At 63.6% G+C, this 25,406-nt stretch carries 15 protein-coding genes, 2 tRNA genes and 3 pseudogenes; 7 read left to right on the forward strand and 13 right to left on the reverse strand.

Features of this window, described 5'->3' with window-relative positions; genetic code table 11:
* The first annotated feature begins 770 nt into the window (after window positions 1-770).
* Window positions 771-1,952 (forward strand): pentapeptide repeat-containing protein, encoded by a 1,182-nt coding sequence (locus ACWEN6_RS20490; protein WP_452571829.1) that lies wholly within the window; start codon window positions 771-773, stop codon window positions 1,950-1,952.
* 41 nt (window positions 1,953-1,993) lie between these two features.
* Here ACWEN6_RS20490 and ACWEN6_RS20495 read toward each other — a convergent pair whose 3' ends face one another.
* The gene (locus tag ACWEN6_RS20495) at window positions 1,994-3,022 is read right to left on the reverse strand and encodes a hypothetical protein (RefSeq protein ID WP_452571831.1); all 1,029 of its coding nucleotides are present in this window, start codon (window positions 3,020-3,022) and stop codon (window positions 1,994-1,996) included.
* Window positions 3,019-3,564, reverse strand: coding sequence for a hypothetical protein (locus ACWEN6_RS20500; RefSeq protein ID WP_452571833.1), 546 nt, complete (start codon window positions 3,562-3,564; stop codon window positions 3,019-3,021). The genes ACWEN6_RS20495 and ACWEN6_RS20500 overlap by 4 nt, the downstream gene beginning before the upstream one ends.
* Before the next feature lie 140 nt (window positions 3,565-3,704).
* Between ACWEN6_RS20500 and ACWEN6_RS20505 the strand changes: the two genes are divergently transcribed.
* On the forward strand, window positions 3,705-4,382 hold the full coding sequence (locus ACWEN6_RS20505) for an HAD family hydrolase (protein WP_452571835.1): 678 nt from the start codon (window positions 3,705-3,707) through the stop codon (window positions 4,380-4,382).
* An 895-nt stretch (window positions 4,383-5,277) separates the two neighbouring features.
* Window positions 5,278-7,614, forward strand: coding sequence for a P-loop ATPase, Sll1717 family (locus ACWEN6_RS20510; RefSeq protein WP_452571837.1), 2,337 nt, complete (start codon window positions 5,278-5,280; stop codon window positions 7,612-7,614).
* 415 nt (window positions 7,615-8,029) lie between these two features.
* Here ACWEN6_RS20510 and ACWEN6_RS20515 read toward each other — a convergent pair whose 3' ends face one another.
* Window positions 8,030-9,013, reverse strand: coding sequence for a tyrosine-type recombinase/integrase (locus tag ACWEN6_RS20515; RefSeq protein WP_452571839.1), 984 nt, complete (start codon window positions 9,011-9,013; stop codon window positions 8,030-8,032).
* A gap of 84 nt (window positions 9,014-9,097) precedes the next feature.
* On the opposite strand from ACWEN6_RS20515, the pseudogene ACWEN6_RS20520 reads away from it, so the two are divergent.
* Window positions 9,098-9,971 (forward strand): annotated as a pseudogene (locus tag ACWEN6_RS20520) (IS5 family transposase).
* Here the strand turns inward: ACWEN6_RS20520 and ACWEN6_RS20525 are convergent.
* From ACWEN6_RS20525 to ACWEN6_RS20535, 3 genes are all read right to left on the reverse strand, one after another.
* Window positions 9,966-10,508: a GNAT family N-acetyltransferase gene (locus ACWEN6_RS20525; protein WP_452571841.1), complete on the reverse strand. Its 543-nt coding sequence runs from the start codon at window positions 10,506-10,508 to the stop codon at window positions 9,966-9,968. The pseudogene ACWEN6_RS20520 and the gene ACWEN6_RS20525 overlap by 6 nt on opposite strands.
* 381 nt (window positions 10,509-10,889) lie before the next feature.
* A complete protein-coding gene (locus tag ACWEN6_RS20530; protein ID WP_452571843.1) occupies window positions 10,890-14,654 on the reverse strand; it encodes a caspase family protein in 3,765 nt (1,254 codons plus the stop codon).
* A 121-nt stretch (window positions 14,655-14,775) separates the two neighbouring features.
* Complete coding sequence (locus ACWEN6_RS20535; protein WP_452571845.1) at window positions 14,776-15,630, reverse strand: hypothetical protein; 855 nt, start codon at window positions 15,628-15,630, stop codon at window positions 14,776-14,778.
* Window positions 15,631-15,795: 165 nt separating this feature from the next.
* Between ACWEN6_RS20535 and ACWEN6_RS20540 the strand changes: the two genes are divergently transcribed.
* The gene (locus tag ACWEN6_RS20540) at window positions 15,796-16,104 is read left to right on the forward strand and encodes a transposase (RefSeq protein ID WP_452571847.1); all 309 of its coding nucleotides are present in this window, start codon (window positions 15,796-15,798) and stop codon (window positions 16,102-16,104) included.
* A gap of 1,811 nt (window positions 16,105-17,915) precedes the next feature.
* On the opposite strand, the gene ACWEN6_RS20545 is transcribed toward ACWEN6_RS20540, so the two are convergent.
* Window positions 17,916-18,254 carry a VOC family protein gene (locus tag ACWEN6_RS20545; RefSeq protein WP_452571849.1) on the reverse strand — a complete coding sequence of 113 codons (339 nt, stop codon included), beginning with the start codon at window positions 18,252-18,254 and terminating at the stop codon, window positions 17,916-17,918.
* A 919-nt stretch (window positions 18,255-19,173) separates the two neighbouring features.
* Between ACWEN6_RS20545 and ACWEN6_RS20550 the strand changes: the two genes are divergently transcribed.
* Complete coding sequence (locus ACWEN6_RS20550; RefSeq protein ID WP_452571851.1) at window positions 19,174-19,647, forward strand: DNRLRE domain-containing protein; 474 nt, start codon at window positions 19,174-19,176, stop codon at window positions 19,645-19,647.
* Window positions 19,648-19,844: 197 nt separating this feature from the next.
* Window positions 19,845-20,432 carry a hypothetical protein gene (locus ACWEN6_RS20555; RefSeq protein ID WP_452571853.1) on the forward strand — a complete coding sequence of 196 codons (588 nt, stop codon included), beginning with the start codon at window positions 19,845-19,847 and terminating at the stop codon, window positions 20,430-20,432.
* A 398-nt stretch (window positions 20,433-20,830) separates the two neighbouring features.
* Here ACWEN6_RS20555 and ACWEN6_RS20560 read toward each other — a convergent pair.
* The 6 genes and pseudogenes from ACWEN6_RS20560 to ACWEN6_RS20585 all read right to left on the reverse strand — a co-directional run.
* Window positions 20,831-21,039 (reverse strand): annotated as a pseudogene (locus ACWEN6_RS20560) (transposase); the annotation flags it as partial.
* Between the two features lie 50 nt (window positions 21,040-21,089).
* Window positions 21,090-22,115, reverse strand: a complete 1,026-nt coding sequence (locus ACWEN6_RS20565; protein ID WP_452571855.1) for a methyltransferase — start codon at window positions 22,113-22,115, stop codon at window positions 21,090-21,092.
* Window positions 22,116-22,263: 148 nt separating this feature from the next.
* Window positions 22,264-22,336, reverse strand: a tRNA-Arg gene (locus ACWEN6_RS20570).
* 1 nt (window position 22,337) lies between these two features.
* Window positions 22,338-22,414 (reverse strand) — tRNA-Ile (locus ACWEN6_RS20575).
* A gap of 77 nt (window positions 22,415-22,491) precedes the next feature.
* Complete coding sequence (locus tag ACWEN6_RS20580) at window positions 22,492-22,725, reverse strand: hypothetical protein (RefSeq protein WP_452571857.1); 234 nt, start codon at window positions 22,723-22,725, stop codon at window positions 22,492-22,494.
* A gap of 445 nt (window positions 22,726-23,170) precedes the next feature.
* Window positions 23,171-24,862, reverse strand: a pseudogene (locus tag ACWEN6_RS20585) (carboxylesterase/lipase family protein).
* Between the last annotated feature and the right edge of the window lie 544 nt (window positions 24,863-25,406).

Genomic DNA, 25,406 nt, shown 5'->3' on the forward strand with positions numbered 1-25,406 from the left:
CACTGACGACACCCGCTATGGCTGCCTTGGTGGCGATGCGGCGGCGTGCTTTCGGCCGGTCCGGGCACGCACCGCCCCGCGCGCCCGAGAGGTCGGCAGGGTAACACCACTAACGCCGTGACGATCACTCACTTCGGTTCTCGTCAGACGTGGTCGGGGTGATCGGCTGCCGCGCGGCTTCCGGTGCTCGGGCCTAGCGGCCCTGCGCTCCGGGTCCGCTTGCCCTCGAATGACAGACTTGATCGCCTGCATGAACGGCCGTGCGGTGTAAGTCCAGTTGATCGACCAGCTCCGCACCGTGCTACCTGTCTCTAAGCTCAAGCCGTACATGACGCTGCGAACAGCCGGAAAGCCCATGACGATGGGTTTCTACGAGCGTTACCGGTTCGCTTGCCACGCTCCTACGGCCCGTCCACCCCAACTACTTGATCAGAGGTGAACACTCAGGCAGATGCATGAACCGCTACCATGCTGCAATGAGAATTATCGCAAAGGGTCCACGTAAGTTGCGACCATTACCGCGTGCAGTAGGTTGGACCTTCCTTTTAGGTGGGCTTCTATTGGCGGCTTGGGGTAATTGGGACAGAATAGTTGCGCCCCTGGCTTGGGTGTCATCCCTGACTTGGAGCCCTGAGACAGGAAGCTTCTGGATTGCCCTGGGCGCTTGCCCCGCGCTCTTAGGAATCCTCCTGCTTATACGCACACGCTCAAAGATGTCTCAGCAGCATCTCCAAGCCTTATCGCCTTGGTGGATTCTACTTAGCCTGACGGTGATCGGCCTATCAACCTGGCTAACATCGCGACTTCTACTAGCGGAGGCGGGGAAGGATGCAGCGCTTCGGGTTGAGGCTATTAAGGCGGGGCTTACTGTCGGCGCGGGGGCAGGTGGAGCTGTAGCCTTACTCCTAGGCTTCAGAAAGCAGTGGTTAGCCGAGAGAAATCAAGGCCATCTGGAGAAGGTAGCCGAGGAAAATCGGCAGCACCAGCAAGAAACGCTACAGGTAAACCAGTACGACGCTACTGAACGCCGCGTAACTGACCTATACGCGAAAGCAGTCGAGCAGCTAGGTCACGAAAAATCGGCTGTGCGCCTGGGAGGGATGTACGCACTGGAACGCCTGGGGCAGGGGTATCCGGAGCACAGGCAGACGATCATCAACGTTATATGTGCGTATCTGAAAATGCCCTTCGACGGCGTTAACGCCGAACAGAATGCAATGCCTGAGCAGCTTGAAGGCACTCGACGCGAACTGCAGGTGAGACTAGCAGCCGAAGTTCTACTTACAAGGCATCTCCACCGAGGTCGGGAGAATGAGGATCCCCCGGTTGATTTTTGGCAAGACATAGAAATCAATCTGGCGGGCGCACTCCTCATCAACGCAGATTTCAAGCAGTGCTCCTTTGGTGATGCCTCATTTGCCGGCGCCACTTTCCTCGATGCCGCCGAATTTGACCATTGCAGCTTCACTAGAGATGCGAACTTTGCTGGCGCCACCTTCCGGGGGCACGCGGGTTTCTATGGATCCGAATTTGCGGGCAGCGCAGACTTCTCGAAAGTAGGCTTTGAGGGAGGGGCCTATTTTATCGGGGCCAGCTTCTACTCGCACGCCTTTTTCGATGAAGTACGATTTGCAGGTCAACCAATAGCCGCCATGTTCGATGCCTGCAACTTCAAAGAGGGGGTCACATTCGCACACTCGGATTTTGAGGGCCTCGCCAACTTTGCCGGGGCGACGTTCGCAGATCGGGTGACATTTGAAGAGGCTAAATTCGCCGACAACCCAAACTTCAACCAGGCTCTTGCTTCTTCTCCCGAAGAGCACTCGTGGCCGCTGGGCTGGAAAACAGGAGCTGAATCAGGGCTTGTAGAAGTCGTTTGGGATGACAGCGTAGGGCCTAAAGAGGGGTCTAAGTTCATAGACAAGCTACCTACGTTGAAGCGGCGGGTATAAAAAATATAGCCAGTAACCTCTCTCATGCCGAGAGCATTGACTCACGGAGTGGATAAAATACGCTTGGAGAACCGATCGGCCCGTCGAGCTTCTCCCGTAAAGTCATCCTTGAAGAATCGGCCATCTACAAGATCGAGGAAGGTTTCCACTTGCTTCTCGCCGAAATCCAGCTGACCGTCGTCGTTGATGACATTGTCCATGTCGATGGCGTGTTGATCTAGCACCGTACTGAGCTTCTCTAGATTCAATTTGATTTCGAGTAGTCGTTCCTGAAGTTGGTAGAGGCGCACTGCAAACGAGTAGCGCTTCGTAGCCATTGCCAGCAAAGCATCCTTTGCTCGCGGCGTTATCCCAATGCTGTCCTCATCTAGTATTTCTGTGACTCGGTTCACGTACTTCGGGACATTTTGCATCACGATATGGACGTCCGTGAACAGATCCTTGAGGTGCTTGCCATTGAAGGCTGCGAGATGCTTAGAGGTCAGCACCATGTCTACGCTGTCATCGATCATCATCGCGGGATCAGCTATGCGCTTGAGTGTGTCCCCATACCCAAACCAACGGCGCCCCGGCTTGAACATCTGCCGAGGGTTGGCCTTGCGGATAAAGTGAGCCCATGACTCGTCGCGTTGTTGCCAGGAGATTGAGTAGTAGAGAACCGGCGTGAATTCGGGGAGTCGCTGTGGGTTGTAACTCTCCAGTACGGCGACATCCCGAAGTGAGCGGAGTAGCGCTGCTGTGCGATCCGGGTTCTCATCTTCTGATGCAGCCTCTTTTGCCTTCCGAGAAGGTGAAGGAATATCCGGCTGTTCGGGGATGTCGTCGAAGTCTAAAAGGAAGTACTCCTCCGTAGGTTCTAGGTGCGCATTGGGCTCGTATGGACGCGCACGTCCGTTGGTGATGCGCCCCAGGGCATTGACGCACACCTCCCAGAGCGGCTCGTGGACATCCTCGTGGAGGTCAATGGTTACCGCCTCCATGTCTCGCTTTCCGCTGCGCCGGCCCAGGACGAGGTGTGGCGTTCCGTCGAAGCTGACATTGCTGAAGGGGGTTGCACTATCGGGGATCACCCTCTCAATGGTGCCATATGATCAACTACTATGTGCACTCCTAGGGCACGCGCAACTTGCACTTTTTCTCCGATTTTGACCGGTATGCGTGATACGAGAAGGGTTTCGCAGCCATTTAATGCCACCTTGTGCACTCGCCATCCCAGCAGGTAGATGGTGGGATTTACGACGGCGAGGTTGGACTTGGCGTAGATCACGAATGCCGTCGCGAAGTACAGGAAGTAGGCGATTCCGTCCCCCCAGCCGTTCGGTAGCTCAGTAAGGAACGGAAGTAGGTAGGTCGCGAGATAGCCCGAAACGGCACTCCCTTGATCTTCGACAGACGTCACCTCCATGACCGCGTTCGATCTTCTGCGAGCACTTCTAACCAACCGCCAACCATCCCACAGGCCCAAGGCTGCGAGGAGGGACAAAGCTGCCGTCCACCACCAGGCAGGGGCACTCCGAGCTGCGAAGATGGCGATAAGTGGAACATAGGAGACGATGAACATCCGGGCTTGAACGGTCCACGACCCTTGCATGTTGAGCCCACCGACCATCATGGAACCATATTAGAACGTGTGTACGACAAAACGGTTGCGGACGATCTGCTCCCCGCTTTCAATCCGTAGAGCAGCGGGCACAGCAGAGACACCGATCGGGGATCGGCAGTCTCAGACACGCAGCCTCGTAAGATCAGCTTGTGCAACGACTCGCCCTCTTCGATCTGGATAACACCCTTGTGAACCTTGACGAGGCATTCGGGGTATGGGTTGAGGAGTTCACTGACGAGCATGCCTTAGGAGCCGAAGCGGTTGACTGGTTGGTCGCTCTCGATCGGGACGGCGTTCCGCACCGTGAGGTGTTTTTCGCTAAGGTCCGTGAGCGCTTCACGCTGCCTGAACCGGTCGAGGAGCTGTGGCGCTGCTACCGGACGCGTATGCCGTACCTCGTGCGCTGTCGGCCCGAAGTCTTGGACGGCGTGGCACGGCTACGGGCGTCGGGGTGGCAGGTGGCCATCGTGACCAATGGGACGGCGGACAACCAATTGGGGAAGATCCAGCAGACGGGATTGGCAGAGGCAGTAGATGCCTACGCGCTGTCGGGAGTCGAAGGCACCCGGAAACCTGACGTAGCTCTGTTCGAGATCGCGGCCAAGCGGTGTGGCTTGACCCTCGCCGGAGGCGGTTGGGTGATCGGTGACAACCTCACCGCCGACATCGCCGGCGGACGCACCGCGGGCCTTCGAACGATCTGGATCGACCAAGGAGGCTGCCCCGGTGTCGACCACCAGGCCGACCACGTGGTCACGGACGTACTAGAAGCCATTGAGATCCTGCAGGCGATGGAGGTTGACGACGGCACGGTCTGGCAACGGTGACAGCAACGTCGGCCGGCCGCCAGGGCATGCGAAGCAGTCATAGGCGAGACACCCAATATGCGGGCAATGATCAAGAGCCGGGACCACAGCAACAGGGGCGTTCCAGCAGGTCAAAGGGAGATAGGGCAGTGAGAGACACTGCTCTCCTAAAGCGGGTGCCGCAGGTTCGAATCCTGCCGGGGGCACTCGCCTGACCAGTCATTACGTCCCCCACCAGGGCGTCCCTTGATCGCCTCTCGTTCATCCAGTGCAACCGTAGGCCGCCGTATGCAGCCGTAGGTCATTGATCGCGAACCATATGCGAACCACTCCTGCCAACGTTTCCCCAGGTCGCCCCGGGAACGCGACAGGCCCCGGGATGTCCTGGGGCCGTGGTGCGCAAAGTTGTGGATCATTCGGCGAGCGCTTCGGAGATCTTGCCGTTGGCCCGCGCCTGCTGCCCCTCTACACACTTAGCGTAGACCCGCAGCATCACGTCAACGCTGTGGCCGGCCCGCTCTGCCACCTCGGTAGCCGGGACTCCAGCATTCAGCCACAGCGAGACAGCGGCATGCCCTGGGTCGTACGGCCGAGCCGCCAGCGGTGAAGCCGCCTGCTTCGCCGTGAGGGCTACCCGGCGTGCCTGCTGCCAGACGCCCGAGTACGCCAATGAAGAGAGCCGGTCTGCGACAGTTGCGCCGGCACCGTCGAGCGTCTCGCCCAGGTGCCTGGCTAGGAACGTAAGGACCGGAGAGGACGGGGCGCCGCCGACGTGGCTTCAGCACTCCATAGTTGATAGGTCTCAAGTGTCCTGAGGCAGCACCATGACCTGTCAGGTGGCGTCATGCCGTGAATTGCAGTCTCAGCTGGCTTACACGGATGACAGCCATCAGAAGGCCTCTTACCGTGTGTCTGCATGGAGGCATACTTTCCGCGCCGCGAACTCACCGACCTTCTGCGTCGCCTTGACAGCCCGCACCGGGTGGGCGTCTTCGTGCTCGGCGGTCCAGCGGCTGGCAAAACTGTGTTGCTCCATCAGCTCGCCGCGGAGTTGCAGCGACAAGGCCGGGCGGTTGTCGCCGTCAAACTGTTCTTCGACCCATCCGACGACGATCTGGGCGCGCGAATCCTGGGCGAACTCCCGCCCGGCGTGGCGGGCGACCTAGACGCTGAAGGAAGGATGATTCGCGGATCGGCGCGATCGTCGTTCGGGCAGAACGCTGCCATGCTCAACCTGGCGGCCGAGCGGCTGCAAGCGCCCGTGCTCCTCCTCGATGCACTCGACGAGTCACCCTACCCGCAGCGCATGGCCGCCGCCGTCGAGGAACTGAGCCGCGCCCTGCGGGGCTGGTGGATCGTCGTAGCGTCGCGTCCGGTCTCCGGTGTCGAAGTCCGCCGGTTCGCGGGGTTTGACGTGCTGCAGCTCGGGCCCCTCACCGAGACCGACATGCTCGACATGCTGGCGGAACTCGCGCCGGATCTCCCGCTGGACGCCACCCGTCTTGTCATCACGGTGGCGAATGGCAATCCGCTGGTACTCAGGCTGGCGGCACGCGTTGCACAACTCCCCGCGGCAGCCAGTGCGGTGTCAGCGAACGGCCTGCAGGGCCTAATCGGACTGCTGATCGGCAACGCCGTCGGCAGTTCCCAGAACCCGGCCATGCTCGATCGCATTCTGGTGGAAGTGGCGCTCGCCGGTGGCCGGGACCGGATGTCGGCATTGGCCGGGAAACTGCATATTCCGGAGCGTCACGTCCGCGACGTGCTCAATTACATGCCGGTACTAGGCCTGCTCACCGTCGACCACCAGGCAGGGACGGTCGCGTTCATTCACACCTCCATCCAGGAGTTCGTGGTCACGCGGATCTTCGATCGCCCCTTCCAGCTTGCCGAGCTCAGGTTCGGCGCAGAGGAAGCCGAGCGGGACGACCTGCTCGACGCGAGTTTCGTCGAGCGGCACAGCGCGGACCGGATCCTGCAACAGCAGAAATCGATCATCATCGGCGACCGCGGGTCAGGCAAAAGCGCCATCTTCCGCAAACTTGTCGAGGACCAGGCCGTCGAGACCCTCGCGGTCGCTAACACCGGCGACCTGCTGCACCGTATCGTCGCTAAGGACGCTTGGCTAGACGCAGATGCACTACGCGCAGCCTGGCTAGTGATCATCTCCGGCGTCGTGGCCGCGGCCGTTTCTGACAATGCGCCCAAGGCACAGCGCCGCAACGCTACCGACCTGCGGGTAGCGCTCGGCCTGCCTACGAAGCCCCCCAGCCGCACCCGGCGGGCTATGCGTGCGGCTGGCCGCCTGCTGGGCGGAACGACTCTGAAACTCGGTGTGGGACCGGTTAGCCTCGAGGCGGAACTTCCCGCCGGCACCCGGCCCGGCGGATCCATCCTCGACATCGAAGAGATGCTGCATCAGACAGATCAACTGCTGAAGAACGCGAACCGGCGCGTCATGGTGCTGCTCGACCGTATCGACGAGACCTTCAAGTACGACCGCCCACGGCAGGAAGCTGTGGTGCAAGCGCTACTGCAGGCCGAAGCCAGGGTGTCCCAGATGGACGGCATCGACCTGGTCTTGTTCCTGCGCACGGACCTGTTCGAGCTGTACGACATCCAGGAGAAGAACAAGCTGGTCTCCCGATCCCTGACCCTGGAGTGGTCCGAGGAGGACTGGCTGCGGATGCTGATCCGGAGGGCGTTCGCCAACCAGCCGTTCGCGTTTCTCGCGGCCCACATGCATGTCGCTGACGAGGACGCTGAGGTACGAGGGGCGTTGGAGGTGCTGTTTCCAGCCCAGATCGAGGGCCAGGCCGTCGACCGGTGGCTAACCGACTCACTGCGTAACGGCAACGGCGACATCTCCCCACGCTTGGCGGTGCTGCTGCTGCACTTGACCCAGGAGCACTCGGTTCGTTCCGACGCCCCTGTCACCGCTGTCCCACTCTTTGCTGCCGACGCCATGCAGCGGGCCATGACAAAGGTGTCCGAGCTGAGCTTCTCTGAGGTGGTGAACGACTTCAAAGTTGCGCCGACATTTGTGCTGAACTGCAGAGCCGGCAAACTGACCAGCTTCACCCTGGAAAACGTTGGACACCTGTTCGATGCGGCCGAGGGCAAGACCGGCGACCAGGTCCGCCTCTTGGAGCGCCTCGGCTTTCTGGAACGCGTCGTCGAGCAGCGCGGCGCCGAAACCACGTCGTTGTTTCGAATTCCGCGCCTCTACACCCGCTGCTGGGACTACGCATGAGGCCGCGTGCTTCCGGGTGCGGGACAGCGTCAGTGCGATCCACTGGGGCCGGGCGCGCCCTGACCACCCCACGACATGGTGGCCGTCTCCGCGAGTACGGGACATGCACGGGACGATCATGCGAGCACCACAGACTGTTAAGAGCGTTTCAGCAGCTCACCTCATACGAGCAGGCAGCTTCACCCACGTTCATAAAGCGGTGCCGCAGGTTCGAATCCTGTCGGGGGCACTCACCTGACTGATCATTACGTCCCCCGCCAGGGCATGCCTTGATCGCTACTGATTGATCCCAAGCAGCCATAGATCAATGATCGCTAACCATGCACGAACCAGTCCCGACAGCGTTTCCGCAGGTCACCCTGGGAAGACGAAAGGCCCCGGGATGCCCCGGGGCCGTGGTGCGCGAAGTTGTGGATCATTCGTCGAGCGCCTCAGAGATCTTGCCGTTGGCCCGCGCCTGCTGCCCTTCGATGCACTTGGCGTAAACCCGCAGCAGCACGTCCACGCTGTGGCCGGCCCGCTCAGCCACCTCGGTAGCCGGTACTCCGGCGTTCAGCCACAGCGACACAGCGGCATGCCGCAGGTCGTACGGCCGAGCCGCCAGCGGTGAGGCCGCCTGCTCCGCCGTGAAGGCCACCCGGCGTGCCTGCTGCCAGACGCCCGAGTACGCCGATGAGGAGAACGGGCGCCCCTTGGCGGTGCGGAACAGACGACCGTCGGGAGCGACGCCGTAGCGATCAATGTGCTCCCGCAGAATCGTGACCAGGACGGGAGGGACGGGAACCAGGCGGGTTTCATCCTTGGCTCGGTGCTTGAGGCCCCGGGAGTCGTGGGTCTCCCCCGAGTTGGTCCACCTCTTGTTGGCCTGTGGCCGGGCCTTTTCGACCGTCAGGAGGCCCCAACCCTGTTCGGGAAGGTCGCAGTTCTGGCGGCGCAGGCCCGAGGCTTCCTCCGGACGTAGGGCCGCGTAGTACATGCAGGCGAACATGCCGTGCAGCCGTCCGCCCCGGGTCCGGCCGATACCAGGGACTGCCGCCAGCAGCGCACGGGCCTGTTCGGGATTGACGACGGTACGGGGGTCGACGGCGCCAGCGGTCTTGGGTGGAGTCCACTTGATCGCGTGCAGCGGGTTGGCGAGCAGTTCCTTCTGTTCCACGGCGAGTTCGAGCAAGGAATGCAGGACCTCCCGCTTGCGACGCACCGTGTTGGCCGCGGCCTCATTGCCATCGAAGGTCACCATGATCGCGTCCAGCGCGGCCCGCGCCACCCGGGGTTCCTGTAGGTCGACCAGAGGCAGCGACGCCTTTTCCAGCCAGGCGAGCACCGAGAGGAGGCGCGCGGGCAGTTCACTGCGCCTGTTCTCAGGCAGAAGCAGGTGAGTCCGCAGCACGTCGCGCATGTCCTCGTCCGCCGGCCGTCCTGGAAGATCGGCGACTAGGGCGTGCATCGAAAGTGGATCTTTGACGTGAGACGATCTTGACTCGTGGCGCGTGGAGATCTGACGGATGCACAGTGGGCCCGCCTGGAGCCGCTGCTGCCCATAGGCAACAGGCCGGGATGCCCCCCGAGGTGGACGAAGCGGCAGCTGATCGACGGCATACGCTGGCGGACCCGCACCGGGACGCCGTGGCGAGACGTCCCGGAGCGGTACGGGCCCTGGAGCCGGGTGTACGACTTGTTCAGGCGCTGGCAACGAGACGGCACCTGGCACCGGATCTTTACCGACCTGCAGGCCCAGGCGGACGCCAAGAACCTGATCACCTGGGAGATCAACGTCGACTCCACGGTATGCCGGGCCCACCAGCACGCCGCCGGGGCGCGGAAAGGGGGACCTGCAGAAAGAGCCGCCCGGCGGCCTCACCACCGAACCGGACGACCATGGCCTCGGGCGCTCTCGCGGCGGCCTGACCACCAAGCTGCACCTGGCCGTCGAGCAGGGCCAGAAACCGATGTCGATCGTGATCACAGCCGGACAGCGCGGGGACTCCCCGCAGTTCGAGCCCGTCCTGAAGAAGATCCGTGTGCCCCGCCTTGGGCCGGGCAGGCCCCGCACCCGGCCGGACCGCGTCCGCGCCGACAAAGCGTATGCCTCCCGCGACAACCGCGCCTACCTACGCCGGCGCGGGATCCGCAGCACCATCCCAGACAAGGCCGACCAGGTCCGCAACCGCAAGAAGCGCGGCTCACGCGGCGGTCGGCCGCCGAAGTTCGACCAGGTCGACTACCGCGAGCGCCACGCGGTGGAGTGCGGGATCAACCGCCTCAAGAGGCACCGGGCGGTAGCCACCCGCTATGAGAAACTCGCCGTCCGGTACGAGGCCACCGTCCTTGTCGCGGCCATCAACGAGTGGCTATGACTCGCGCCGCGGCAGGGCAAACTCATAGCGGCTTACCCAGGTGACCGGACCATCCTCCAGCCGCTGACCAGGAGCACCCCCCACCGGCACGTCTCCGCGGTGCGCGAAGCCGTGGGCCTCGTAGTAGGCACGCAGCCGATCATTGGACTTCACGCAGTCCAGCCGCAGAGAGTTGGCGCCCTGCTGCCGTGCGGCATTGGCTGCCCAGTTGAGAATGCAGGCCCCGAGCCCCGCCGCCCATCGACGCACGGCCATGCGGTGCACGTATCCCGCCGCGCCGTCGGCATCCGCCCACAGCGGATCCGACCAGTCCATGGTGACTGTCCCCGCCACCTTGTCCCCGGTAGCCACCAGCCACGTCTCGCCCCGAGAGAGGGCCTCCTCAACCCATGCGGTCTCAAAACGCACAGGCCACTGGCCGATTCCACGTGCGTTTAGCCATCCCGCCGCCTCATCGAGCACGGTCAGCACCTCGTCCATACGGTCGACCCCGACACGCTGGAAGACGACCTCCATGCCATTCCAATCAGCTGTCATGGCCTAAATGATCCCAGCACTTCCGATACACGCCCTAGTAGCCCTGCGGTACGGATACGCCCGCCGCCGGATGACGTAGTGGCCGCCTCCACCTGCACGGAACATGTGCGGGATGATCAAGCGAACTATGCGAGCCACACCTGACGTTGCCGCTGTGCAGCCGACGAGAGAAGGTTAATCCATGCCCGCTTTCCTCCAGTGTGTGTTTATCCCGCGTACTATGAGGGTCGGGCCGAAGCGCGGTGTCAGCCTCGCGGCTGATCCGTTTCTCCAGTCCACCCTCCGCACCCGGCGTGCGTGCGACTCTCGCCGCATCGCGCTCTCCATAATTTTATGCCGTTGGTTATAGTTGCGCTTGTTTGCCGGGCCGGGCTAGGTGCATCAAAGGTTCTGACCAAAGGTTGCAAGGTCCCGCCCGAAAGAAGAGACAACTAGTCCTGACTCCGTAACTGCCACAGCATAAGCCTCGGCTGGGAGGTATATAACTCCCCTACAACGCAGGTGCACTAATTCCGTGATTCGGACCGTGGAATCCGCGGAGCCGGTGACAACGACAGGAAAGCCGTCCAATATGGCGCATGCCACCGTATGGACCGCGCCGGTATGGCCAGTCGGAAGTTGGCCGACGAGACGTCCGGTGGCCAAGTCCCAGACCCGAGTGGTGGCATCCTCAGAGCCGCTGACAGCGACGGACCGGCCGTCCAAGACGGTGCACGCCACCGCATACACGGTGCTGGTGTGGCCGATGAGGGGTTGCCCGACGAGACGCCCGGTAGTCAGATCCCAGACTCGCACCGTGTCGTCGTCTTCCTCGGAGCCCGGCAAACCGGAGCCGGTGATAGCGACAGGTCGGCCGTCTAAGACGGTGCACGCCACCGCATACACGGTGCTGGTGTGGCCGATGAGGGGTTGCCCGACGAGACGCCCGGTAGTTAGATCCCAGACCCGCACCGTGGCATCACCGGAGCCGGTGACAGCGACAGGTCGACCATTCAGCATGATGCACGCCACCGCATTTATGAGACCGTTGTGGCCGGTAAGAGGTTGCCCGATGGGAAGCCCCGTGGCCAGATCCCACACCCGAACCACGTCGTCATCGAGTTCAAATGAACTACACCCAGCGACCACGACAGGGCGGCCATTGAGCACCGTGCAAGCCACCGCGTGGACAGCACCAACGTCCCCCATGAAGGGTCGACCGACGGGACGCCCAGTAGTCAGATCCCACATTCGCAGCGTGTTGCCGTCGTCTTCAAATGAAGAGGAGCCGGTGACGGCCACAGGTCCGCCGTGGAGTGTTGTGCAGGCTACCGCCTGAACGTCACCGATGTGGCCGACTATAGGTCGGCCAACGGGACGTCCGGTGGCCAACCTCCAGATTCGGACCGTGGCATCATCCGAGCCGCTGATGACGATAGGCCGGCCGTCCAACGTGGCGTACGCCACCGTATTCACGGTCGCGTTGTGGCCTAGAAGGGCCTGACCAACGGGGCGTCCGGTAGTCAAGTCCCAGATCCGCACCGTGTTGTCTTCAAACCACGAACCAGAACCGGTAATGGTGACAGGTCGGCCGTCCAGGACGGTGCACGCCACCGCATTCACAGCCCTGATGTGACCAGAAAGAGGTTCCCCGACAGGACGTCCCGTAGCCAGATCCCACACCCGCACCGTGGCATCATCAGAGCCAGTGACAGCGACAGCTCGGCCGTCCAGAACGGTGCACGCCACCGCATTCACAGCCCTGATGTGACCAGAAAGAGGTTCCCCGACAGGACGTCCCGTAGCCAGATCCCACACCCGCACCGTGGCATCATCAGAGCCAGTGACAGCGACAGCTCGGCCGTCCAGGACGGTGCACGCCACCGCATTCACGGCGTCGTGACAATCCAACGTATTTAGTATGGCTGGAGATAGTCGGCCGCCTGTAGCATGTAAAGGCTTCCAGGCATGCTTAACGGCTTTACTGTTAAGCGCGGCCAGAATAGATGTGGCGTTGTAGCGAGCAGCATCTAGGGCAAGAGTCTGACGACGCATATCCGTGTCGCCGTGGCGATGAATGCCGATAGATGTTCTGTAGATCGCAACTGGCAATTCTGCATCGGATTCTACCGTTCCCAGACGAGCCACGAGCGCATCTGGGTCGGCATGGACGAGGTATTCGAGGTCGCCAATAAGATCACCGAGTAGCCCACTGTGCGCGGCGTGGGCAGCCAAGTAATGCCGTGTATATGGGTGGGCACGACTCCAATCGCGACTGCCGTCTAGGGCATAAGGAATGCGGTGAAGCAAGGTGCGGACAAAGGCTGCGTGGGCCTCGGCCGGGGGAGTCTGCTGGCGCAGGTGGTCGACAAGAGCTTGGTGATAGAGGCGGTAAGCCGAGCGGTCAGCTTCGATGGCCTCCACGACATAGGCACCTGCGGTGCGGCGGAGCCACAACAGATCCTCGTCCGTGTAGTTTTGCCCAGACAAAGCTCCAGCTAGTGGTGCCCACACATCTTCCCACGGCAATCCCTGGCCTTCAGCAAAAGCTAGCGGGCGCAATAGGTCGGCCGCACGTATCGCATCGTGCCCCAGGCGCAGCCTAAGGTCGGCTTGCATGGCCTCGCCAGCCTGTCGGGGCAGGCCAGCTCGCCAGGCCGAGTCGCCAGGATTGGGCAACCGCGAGGTGGCGGCCAGAGTACTAGCAGTGATCCGAGCGACTAAAAAGGACTGGTCAGCGGCTGCAGCAACCTGTTCGGCGATCTCAACTAGAAGCTGGCGAGAGCAGGTTTGATAAGGAGAGTTAGGATCGGCATCGATCAGGTTGCGAATGGTATAGGCCCGTAGCGCTTCAGGGTCAGCATAACGGTCAGCATCCAAGTCGATCTGGTCACTCCGGCGCATACCCAGCGCGTCCAGCAGGTGTGGACGGGTGCCCAGCAGAAGCCGGAGCCGGCCGCTTGCATGCTCAATCAACGGACGCAAGATACGGGCACAGAGACTGTCGGGGGTGGCGGCCTCATCTACCGCATCAACCAGGACGGTCACTGGTCCCCCTTGCTGTTGTACACGAGTAGCGAGAGCGGCAAGAAGTTCTCCGACAGTGTCGGCATGGATACGGCCGGCAGCGCAGATGGCCTGCAGAACCTGCTCATTGGTCAGATTCTGTGCGTATATAGCCACATCAACTTCTCCTACAGATGGCAGGAGTGTCGGGTCCAAACCGATGCTGCGAATCGGGACGGTGCGGCGGCGTTCGGGTTGGGTCAGCGTGGCAATTAACCCGAGCACGGCGGTTTTGCCTGAGCCAGGGCCAGCGGTAACTGCCAGCACCGGTATCGAAGTATTCCGCAACCAGGCAGTGATGTCAGCCAGTGCCTGACGACGGCCGGAAAACCACCACTCCAGGCGGTCGGGGTCACCGCTTGCCATAGCTCGTACCAGCAGCCGGGTACGGAACTCGACTTCTCGGCGATCGGCCTGCTCTTTCCAGAGCACAGCCTGCTGCACAGCGAGATCGACCTCAGTCAGCCGTCCGTCGTGGCGAGGGTTAGGAAGAAACGGGGGAACCTGACCCATCAGCCCGATCTGAGCTAGACCAATCCGCTGGTGACCGGGCCGGTCAGGGTGGCTATTCATCTGGTGCACCAGGCTGTCCAAAGGCAGCGCATGAGGCCCGTGACCAGCGGTCACGAGGCTGGATATCGCCTGCTCCAGCAGATGTGGGAAGGCGCCAGTCTGAGCCTGCTCATGGGGTTGGGCGGAGGAGATCACCACGAACCCTGGCCAGGGCTCCCCTCCCCACTGCTGATTCAACTGGGCTAGCGCTGAGGCGGCGATCTCGTTACCACCCCGACCGGAGTAGCAGGTGTCCAGCAGCAGCAACAGCCGCCGTATCCTCGTACCGCGCAGCATCTTGTGAGCCAGGATCACCGTCGGCAGCGCATCATCGATGTCGTCCGGGTCGGTATCAGAGGTGAGCAGCACATGCTCGCCATCCTCAAGGATCTCTCCGTGCCCGGCGATGTACACGGCGAGCAGATCGTCCGGACGACGGTCGGCCGATCTGCATACAGCCCGCAGTTGCTGGGTGAGCTGATCCTTGGTGGGGTCCAAGCCCACATTGGTAAGGTGCTGGTACCCCAGTCGCTTGGTGAACAGATCCACAACGCGGTCACGGGCCGCGACTAGATCAGGACGGTCCCACCCCAGATCCGCCGACGCCTTTGGGTAGCGGGCGACGGCGGTGGCGATCAGATACCGGCGAGGACCGGCCCCACCAGATAACTCAGCGGCCATTTAGGCCTTCGGCGATCGCGCGGCCAGTGGCAGCATCGGTCAGGTAGGCCGTGGCGTCATGGGCATGGCTGCCATTGTGCACGACCATCCCGTGTACTCGCTTGCCGAAACAGGCACGCAGATCCTTCACCAAGGCGACCACATCACCATGGTCGGCCAGGTTCGTCCACGTCAGGTCGTCTCCGCCCGGCCACGCGCCTAGCGGATCCGGTGTCGGCTGCAACCGATCAAAAACCATACGGATTCCCAGCGGAGACCCCAACGTCACGAGCGCCTGCACTTTATGCGTACCTAGCGCACACAAAGTCTCATAGGCCACCACCGATCCCAACGAATGCGCTACTACCACCTGGGTGTCATCACCTATCAGCGCTGCCACCCGTTCCTGCGCTGCCTGTCGCAGTGCTGGCTCGTGCAGGTACCGGCGGGTCTGCTTGAGATCGAACACCAACGCCCGCAACGCGACCCCAGAGAAGAATCGCGACCGACTCAATGCCCTCAGCGCGGCCTGCACCGAGCGCGGCGTCCGCGCCAGCGTGTCCCCTTGCGGAGGCACCACATGCTCATCTATCGCCGCAGCAGCTTCCCACCAGGCCAGCAGCATGTCTTGTTCAAAGCCTTCCTCCACATCGACGGCCGTATACAGCGGGTCGCCAACGGTCAGCGTTGAACCTGTTGGACGAAACAGATCCCCGTAAAAACCCATCATCACGTCCTCAAGCCTCAGGGCAGGGCCGCCGACCCGCCGCAGCCCGTCGAGAAGCGCTGGGCACCAATCTCTCAGCAGCATCTCCTCACCGAGCAACTGCTTGCCGACTCCGTGCACACCCACCAGACGCGCCATGCCGTCCCCCTATGTATCAGCGGCCACACACTCACAATGACTTTAGAAGAAACGAACGCCCACACAGCAACACAGCCAGAACAACTTCACCTTTCAGGTTAGGTGCCTAGCAGATTTCGGACAGTCGACTACATAAGGTGACAGAAGTCCGGAAGAGGTAAGTACGTGACAAGGCGTCGCAGGCAGTTCTCAGCCGAGTTCAAGGAAGAAGCCGTCCGCATGGTGCTGGAGGGCGATCACACGGTCGCGGCGGCCCGGGAGTTCGGGATCAACGCCAGCCCTAGGCAGCTGGGTGAATCGGCATCGGATCGTGCACGGCCAAGCCGAGCAGCCGGTCTCCGGACCGAAGCGAGCCCGGATCCGGGAGTTGGAGCGGGAGAACGCCGAGCTGCGCGAGAAGCTGGCGTTCTTGAAAAAGCGGCGGCGGATTTAACTGGTCGTCGCAACACCTCAGATGATTCGGCCGCTTCCTGATCGGCCTGCACATCCGCCGCTCGGTCGGCCGCACCGGAATCTGCTACGACAACGCAATGGCCGAGTCGCTCTTCGCCGCCATCAAGAACGAATGGCTCCGCCGCTTCGTCTTCACCACCTGAGCCACAGCGAAACGGCAGGTCATCCGCTACATCGAAGGGTTCTACAACCGGCGACGCCTGCACTCGTCGCTCGGCTACCGGCCACCCCCCGAAGTGCCCAATGAGTCCTTTTCATCCCAAGCAGTCACATAAGCTACACCCATAAGGCGGCTGTCCGGCATCACCGTGGCCCCTCAAGGAGTACGGCAGGGCATTCGACCTCGGTCGTCATGCCTCTCTACATCAGAACACCAACACCGCGTGCATGACTTGAAAGCCTGGGACATACGCGGGATGATCAAGCACTGCCTACAAGGCCACCGCCGTACTTCAGCAGGTCAATCCACGTGCCTTTGCGTTCCAGACTACGCTCTCCTAAAGCGGGTGCCGCAGGTTCGAATCCTGCCGGGGGCACCACCCAACCAGCCAAAACAGGCCCCTAGCTGGGCTTTCTCCCCGGCCCCTTCGCGATCCTGCGCAGTCGTAGGCCGCCGTGTGCAGCCGTATGTCAGCCGTCGCGGGATATACGCGGGATGGATCTTTGCTCGTTTTCCCAGCTCAGTCCCTGCAATGCAAAAGACCCCGGGATGACCCGGGGTCCGTGGAGTAGCGATGTGGATCAGCCGTTGTGCGCTTCCGAGATCTTGTTGTTCGCGCGAGCCTGCTGACCCTCTATGCACTTGGCGTAGACCCGCAGCAGGACGTCAACACTGTGGCCGGCACGCTTGGCCACCTCGGTAGCCGGAACACCGGCGTTGAGCCACAACGACACCGCGCGGCATGACGCAGATCGTACGGTCGAGCCGCCAAGGGCGACGCCACCTGTTCAGCGGTGAGCGCCAATCGCCGTGCCTGCTGCCAGACGCCCGAGTACGCCGAGGAGGAGAACGGCTTTCCTTTAGAGATGCGGAACAGTCGGCCGTCGGATCATGTTCGGCCCGGTCGCGTACCGGGCTGTGGCAGTGCTCACTGAACGTCGTGCCCGGTATCATGCCGAACACGATGTCGAGTTGGCCACGCTGGAGTACCTCGACTGGTACAACCACCGCCGACTGCACACCGCCTGCAGCGACATCCCGCCCGCAGAATACGAAGCGTGTCGACGGCGCGCGAATGTTGGCTCTGGCACACATTCCGCGGTCGGATCGATCGGATAGGTCACGGTTCGGGCGTTCTCACCAGTAGTCGGCTCGGCAGTCGCGACCATCGCGGGTGTGTCGATCAAGGAACTTGTGGCCGTCTTCTTTCCTCACCTCGCCCGCATGCGCATCCACCGGGTGTTCCGCTCCGGGGCCTCGGTGCGGATCAGTGCCAGCACCGCGACGAGTGAGGCACCGTGCCCGTCCTGCGGAACGCTGTCGCAGCGCCGACACAGCCACTATGAACGGCGCTGCGTTAGGACCTCTTAGGAGGTCAGGTTGCGGTAGTGGACGCGGCGGGTGGCGTCGCTGTCGTGGGGTCTCCAGCCACGGTGATCCATTCGGACGACGCGACTGCGGACTGTCTACGCTGGCTCCGCCCCTCCCCATCGGACAGGTGATCTCGTGGACGGTCGTCGCACCCGCAGAGCGCCCCGCGCTCCCGTGATCCACGCGCGCACCCGGGCAGAGTGGCCCGAGGCCGGACAAGCCGAGGCGGCCGACAGTGAGGCGCTCGCCCAAGCCTGAGCGCTACGGCGTCTGACGGGGATACCTGTCAACGCCGGTGATGTCAGGAAGACGTCAGGCAGAAGGGGTGGCCGGCCGGATCCAGGAGTACCCGCCAGCGTCCGTCGCCGGGCTGATGGTCCGGTTTGGCCGCGCCGAGTTCCAGGGCCAGCTCTTCCATCGCATCGAGGTCGTCAACGCGGAAATCCAGGTGAAACTGTTGTGGCACGTCCTGACCCGGCCACTGCGGAGCCCGGTATCCGTCAACCCTCTGGAATCCCAGATCACAGCCGGAGTCGTCCGTCAGAGCGACGAACTCGTCCGTACTGAAGAGTTCGCGCATCCCGGTCAGTGCACCGTAGAAGTCCGCCAGCGTCTGCGGGTCGGCACAGTCCAGAATCACCCCTCGCAGTACAGCGCCTCGCACCATTCGCTCCTTCGCGTCCGCGCGTCTGTCTCCGTGAGCCGCCGCTGCACGCGATCACCGGCCACAGCCACACCGTACTCACCACATCCACCGTTGAGGTAGCGGTTTACCCCTGCCTCAGAGCCACGGGTGGCTGTGACCGGCGCTTTCGATACAGGCCCTAACAGCGTCCCGTGGATGGCAGTAGACCGTAGAAGACGATCAAGGCGATGTGGGTCTGGGCGGGCTACAGATAGGAGGCGAAGCGGTCGTGAGCCGATCAAGACGCCAGCGGCAGGTCGAACATCGCGTTGGCCAGCGCCGCCCCGGCGATCGCCCCCGCGATGTCGCAGTTGATCGTCACCCGGCTGAATTGTTACCTATCGCAGATTCAGACCGTCCCATCGCCGCCGCTGGTGCCGAGCGCGGGGCAGCCGTCCTGACCCGGTACCAGCACCATCGCCATTACCCTACGCGTTTGCCTGATTTCCGGTTGTGACTGCTGGACGCCGGTGAGCGCTGCATTCCAGATCCGCACCGTCCTATCGTCTCCGCCGATGGCGAGACTGTACGGTCTTATCACTGGCAGACCCCGGTTCCTCAGGGGGCGGTCGACTCCATTTCTGTGACCGTGTAGTCGGCATATACGCGGTCCCATTCGTGGCTGAGGGGTGTAGATGCTCCGGTGATTATCAGGGTCAACAAAGCTGAGAAGGCAGCGAGGATGTACCTAATCGACCTGGTCATGTGGCTTCGGTCTTCCGAGGGGTCGGCAATTCGATCATCAGGTTACGCCCGAATGCGCATGCGAACCGTCCAGACCTCGCGATAGCGAATGATGCGCAGCACCTGGACAGCGCCGGGAAGTCGATCCCATCGGCGGAGCCGCACGCAGGATACGTCTCTCGGTCCGTCCGTGGCCGCGATCCTCGATAACGTCCGTGCGGACGGCTGCGGCGTGACGGTCGCCTCGGGCATCCAGGTCCGCCGGGTCACCAGCGCCTGGAGCCCGTCGATGCTTCAGCTCAGCGCTCAGCCGGCCACCACCGGCACGAACGCCGTCACCCTGGCACGCGGCGCCGGAGACCCGTCGTGTGCCGAGGCCGAGATGTTCTACTCGATCGAGGACATCGTTCAGGACTGGGCCGGCGGTGCGACCAACTTCGGCCTGCAGCTTCGTGCGGCCAATGAGAGTGACGTCACCAACTGGCGCATGTACCGGTCCTCGGAGAACGGCGATCCGGCCAAAGGGCCCAAGCTGATCGGACTACACCCCTCCCACCAGACCCGACGGCACCATTCCCGAGAGCGCCGTCACCGGTGTGGCCACTGTCGACGGCCAGGTGATGCCCGGCGCCGACGTGGTCCCGATGGCCTGGCCCAAGGATGATGTCCTCGGCGGTCTGGCCGAGGGGGCCGAAGTGCCGATGCACACGATCGGCGTGGCCAAGGCCGACTCACAGGGCCACTTCCTCGTCCATCAGCTGGACCGTCACCAAGAAGACCTTGTTGTGCGGCAACAGCCGAGAGGGCTGGGGCAATCCCAACTCACGTATCGCCGAAGCCCACAAGTACTGAGGAGTCCCCGTGTACGCCCTCACTCGCGTGATCCTGCTGACCGTCGTGGTCGCGGTCACACTGGCCGGTTGCGCGGGTGAGGGCCCCCGGCTCCTCGTCGGCGAGGATCCGGAGACGGGGGAGACGGCCAGGATCGGGGTGGTGCTGCCTGACATCGTGGCTGGACGGCCCTACTCGCTGGGTGGGTGGATCATGTGCCTGGACCGGCCGGGCACGGTGACCATCGAGAGAATCGACTTGTTACGGCCGCGCGGTGGCATCGTGCTGCAGACGTTCTCGTCCCGCCCCCAGGGCCCCGACATGGTCGGCAACGCGGAAGAGTCCTTGACAGCGATCGGTTTTCCCGCCCGCAACCCCGACGTGACCACCGCCTGCGAGCAGGACGGCCCGCTCACGGAACTCGGCCTCCAGTACGGGAAAAGCGGCGACGCCTCCGCACACGCCGAAGGCATCCGCCTCACCTACACCTCGGCGGGCCGGCAACGCACCGTCGACTTCGCCTTGGACGTCCGCCTGTGCGCGCCCGGTGACATGAGCACAAAGCAGTGCGCGGACATGTACGACGAAGTCGAGAAGCAACGCAAGGTGGAGGAATAGCCCACCGGGCGGCACGCGACCGGACTCTCCCCGGGACGCCCGCCACGCTGACTTTCCCGCTCTAGTTCCGGTCGGCCGCTCCCTGACCTGAGCCGGCTCCCGAATGGCCGAATCACTGCGGCCGTTGAGCAGAAGGCAGGTCGCAACGGGTTACAGACAAATCGCCATCACGCCGGGTCCGTAACCATCACCGATGGTGCCGGATGCACTCAGCAGGCGCCGCGCGGAAAGCATCACCGCAACTGACCTCGCATGGTGATCTGCCCGGTGGCGTGCCGCTCAGCGGTCGGCCGCACGAAGCTGCAGGCCGAAGTTGGTCGCACATACTACGGCAGCGGCGCTTGTGATCTATGTGCTGGTGGCCGGGTCGGAGCGGTGGTGGTGGTGGTGGTGGTGGTGATACCCGCACGCAGCGCCGCGGCGATCATCTGCAACGCCAGTTGCGGCTTGGTCGCGAACTCGATATCGGCGGGGATACCGGCGGCCGCACACCGGCCCGGTCGGCGACCCAGGACCGCGGCAGGTAGAGCCGGACATCCAGCAGCGCCCGACCCGCCGCGCAGGCGTAGCCGAGGAACACCCCGATCTGGCTGTTTTCGACCCTCCCGAGGGATCGGCCAGGATCCCGCTCGACGCGGACCCGAACTCAGTGCCCGGTCAGGCACACACCGCCTCGAGGATCGACACATCCGATGTCGTCGCAACGACCCGCTCGAGCCGGAAACCGCAGGTCTGCAACAGCGACTCGTGTTCGCTGCGGGTGCGTTGCCTGCCCCCGGTGTGGATGAGCATCATGATGTCCATGGCTTTGACCCAGTCGGGCCCAGGGTCGTCGGGGATGACGCCCTCCACCAACAACAGCCGCGCATGCGGCGGAGCGGCCTTCCGTACGGCGGCCAGGATCGCCGTGGCCCGCTCGACGTCCCAGTCGTGGATCACGTCCATGAGCATGTAGGTGTCGCACACCGGCAGCGGGTCCTTGAAGAAGTCGCCGGCTTGCAGCGTGAGCCGATCGGAGGCGATCTCCGCGGCACGCTCGATCACCGGGGGCAGGTCGAAAAGGATCCCCGTGGTTCGCTCGGCCGCGTCCACCACCGCCCGCAGTAGGTGTCCTTGGCCGCCGCCGATGTCGGCGATCGTTCCGCAGTCCGAGAAGTCGTAGGCGGCCAGGACACTCGCGACCTGGATACGCGCCTTTGAGACCATCGCGGCGTCGAAGACCCGGCCCGCCTCGGGATCACTCTGAAGGATGGCGAAGAACCCGTCCGGATTCAGCTTGTTCGTGGCCGGGAGTCCAGTCTGGAGTGAGTAGTCGAAGTAACCCAGGTGCTTTGCAGTACGTTCGGTTCCGAATGTTGCCACGAAGTCACGCCAAGACTGGGGATGGTCGGAACGGAGCATTCGCGACGCGCCGGTGTGGGTGAAGCCGTCGTCGCCGGCCGCGAAGACGCCATGGGCAGCGAGGAGGCGAAGCACACGACCGAGGGCCTCGGGATTCGCCCCGGTGACTTCGGCCAGCTCCTGGGCCGTCCGCGGCGTGTCGTCGAGCGCGTCGGCGACGCTGAACCTGGCCACGGAGCCCAGACAGTGCCCGACGAACAGGCCCCCGAGCGCCGCGGTCAGTGTGTCGAAGGGCCCCGTCCGTTGATCGAGCGCGGCGTGGTGGTCATCACTGGCGGCCATGAAACGCCTCCGATTTGTCCCCGGCACGTGGACGGCGCAATCGTCGTCGCAATCATTGTGCGAGCCGTAAGGCGTCGTTGACAGAGGGATAACCCTGGTTCGGTCCCGACGAAGCGTGTTGACTCGGCTGCGCCACGACCCGACTGCGTACCCCTGACAGGAGTCGAACCTGCATGCCGCCCGGTTCGTAGCCGGGTGTTCATCCATTGAGCTACAGGGGCATGGTCCCGTCGGCAGGAGTCGAACCTGCTGCGGCGGTCGTATCAGAACCGTGCCCGTACCACTCGGGCCTCGACGGGGCTCCACTTAGCTGGTCCGGGTGCGTGGCGCAAAACTATTGCCTTTCGCCGGTTGGTACGGCAGCGGCACTCGTGATCTATGTGCTGGTGGTGGCGTCGCGGCGTTTGTAGTGGCTGCGTCTGGCGGTGGCTTGGTGGTGTCGTCGCCACAGTGACCAGCGGATGGCGGTGGCCGCCGCGGGCGTGACCGGGGCGATGCCGGCCGCGAGCCTGCGTAGTTCGCCGATGGTCAAGGCGATCAGGATGTCGTGGCGTGGGTCGACGTGGTGGGGCTGCTGACAGGCGACGGTGATGACCAGCGGACGAGGCATCGGCACTCGCCGCTCAGCATCCACACGAACATGGCCTCGTCTGCTACGACCTCCAGACCAGCCGACTCCGCCCATAACCCAACGCTTCGCCTTGATCTTTTCTGGCGTCATTTCGTCTTACCCACTGCCGTCACCAGGCATCGCCCTGACCTGTGACGCGGCGGCCATGACTCGAATGTCGTCGCAGACGTGGGCCGCGCGGATCTGCACCGGACCGGGTGAGGTTTCCATTGGCACGAAGCCGACGCCCGCCGAGGGCCGGGACGGGTGTCATGTGGTCGGTCGGTGCGCCGTCACCGAGGACCATGTCCCCCTGCTCCGCCTCGTCCAGCAGAAGGCATCAAGCCGCAAGATCGTGTCGCTTACGTCAGGTGTCCTGCCTTCCGGACGAGCATCCAGGGCAGTCGGCCGAACGGCTTGAAGGAGCTGAGCACGACGGTCACGATCAGCACGCCGCACGCACCTCCGGAATCCTTGACCAGCGCGAACGGGTCAGCGAGAGCTCGACCGGCGAGCGCCGTGGCGGCAGCGTCTTCGAGGGTGGGCACAAGGACGAACAGGGCCAGGAGGGTACCGCCAGCGGTGAGCAGGAACTTGAGGAGCACCCACCACAGTCATGCTCGGTGGCGAGGTCCACCGGCCGAATGCCGTCCGGCCCGGAAGCGAGCGACAGCGTGGCGCCACCACCGGAGCGATAGGCCGGCCAACGCGGCAGCCCGGGACCGTTGGGATTGCCGGTCGCGGCGAAGCGCGTCCAGTAGGCGATCATGCCGCGTGACAGCTCCTGCTTCGCAGGGGTGGTGGGCGGCGCGCCTGCGCCGTCCAGGAGGAAGGGCACGTCGGTGCCGTGCGCGGCGCCGAGCGGGAGGCCGACGATCTGCTGTCCGGAGTCTTCCGCGAACTCGAATTCGTATACCGGCATATGGCGGGCCGCCGCCTCGGCGGCCGGAAGCTGGGAGCAGGCGCCGAGCTTACGGCCCCAGTCGCTCAGGACGGTGGCCAGCGCGAGGCTGGGCGTGGCGAAGCGGCCGAGCGGATAGCGATCGAGCACGGCTCCGGCGTCGTCGCCCATGAGGTCGACGAGGATCTGCAGGTATTGCTGCGCCGTTACGGGCAGACCCTGTGCGTCGAACTGCACGGCGACGAAGAAACGCATTTCATCATGGGTGCCGCCCTGGATCAGCGGCACCCGCGCGGTGTGCACGCGGCGCAGCGCGTCTAGCGGCTGCAGCGGAAGCGCGGGCGTGCCCGCGGTGAAGATCCAGGGCATGTCGCCGATGCGGGCGGTCGCGGTGAAAACCCGGTCAGAGCCGATGGGGAGCAGATCCGCCACAAGCTTTACCCGCAGGCAGGTCGGCACCTGCGTCGTACACCCGAGGTCGGAGGCGATCTTCGTGGCCCGTGCACGGGCCTCCTTGAGGGTGACGAAATCGTTGCCGCAGGGACCGCTCTGCGCGATCGCCTTCTGGAACAGCCCTCGTGAGCCCGGCGCCACGAGATGGGCGCACACGCTGAAGCCGCCGGCCGACTCGCCGAAGATCGTGACGTTGGCGGGTCACCACCGAAGGCCGCGATGTTGTTCTTCACCCAGCGCAGCGCGGCCTGCTGGTCCGCAAGCGCGTAGTTGCCCGCGTACGGGTCACGCAGGTCGGGATGGGCCAGGTAGCCCAGAGCTCCCAGCCGGTAGTTGAGGGCCACCGTGATGACCTTCCCCCGCGTGGTCAGTCGGGTCGTAGTCGCTGGCCACGCCCTGCACGAACCCTCCGCCGTGGATCCAGACCATGACGGGAAGCGGCCCGGAGAAGCGCGCAGCGGGCGTGGTGACGTTGAGGAAGAGGCAGTTCTCGTTACCGACCACCTTGGGTGGCAAGCCGGGGGTGCTGCCGTCGAGCTGGGGACAGGGGTTGCCGGGTTCGGTGGCGTCGCGCACTCCCGTCCACACCGGAGCGCGGCCCGGGGGTTGCCAGCGCCGCGCGCCGGTCGGCGGCGCGGCGTAGGGGATGCCGGAGAAAGACCGGACGTCTGAGGTGACGACACCCTCCAGGATGCCCTCGGTGGTATGCACGGTGGCCTTTAGGGGATCACCCGACGCCTGCGCATGCGTTGTCCCTGGCAGGGAGACTACGGCGGCGGCCACGATCAGCAATGAGAAACCTCATATGCATGACGACAGCGTTTCAATCCTCCCGCTGTTTCGCGTCGTCTCACTGATGTCCCCGCGACTACACCCCCCGTCGTAGGAGTCGGCCGGAGCGACGCGACCCACCTCATCGTCTCGCCCTTAGCGTGCCATTAGCCATGGTGACGAGAGGTCACCACGGTCGCTCATGACAGGTTGCGGCTTGCGTTGCCGTGCAGGGGGATCCAGGCATCTGGCCGCGCGTGCGGAGTGTCTGAAGAACCTGATGCGGTTCCTGGACGACGCGCACCAGGTGGGGCTGCCCGCGTGGTCGGCCCGGTCTGCCAGTTCCGCCACGCCGACCTGCGGGACCACCTCGCCGGACGGGCGAAGGGCTGAAGCTTTCAGGGGGGCGGGCGGGTGGCGGGGGCGGTGATGGTGTCTTCACCGAGCTAGGAGGGCTGATCGCGGCCGGCGGGCGGGCCGCCGGGGCCTCGCGGCCGGGTGCGCGGTGTACAGGCGTACGGGATCGGCGAATCGTGGTGGTCGCCCCCCTTCTCTG

The sequence above is a fragment of the Sphaerisporangium sp. NPDC004334 genome (genome assembly GCF_053602655.1).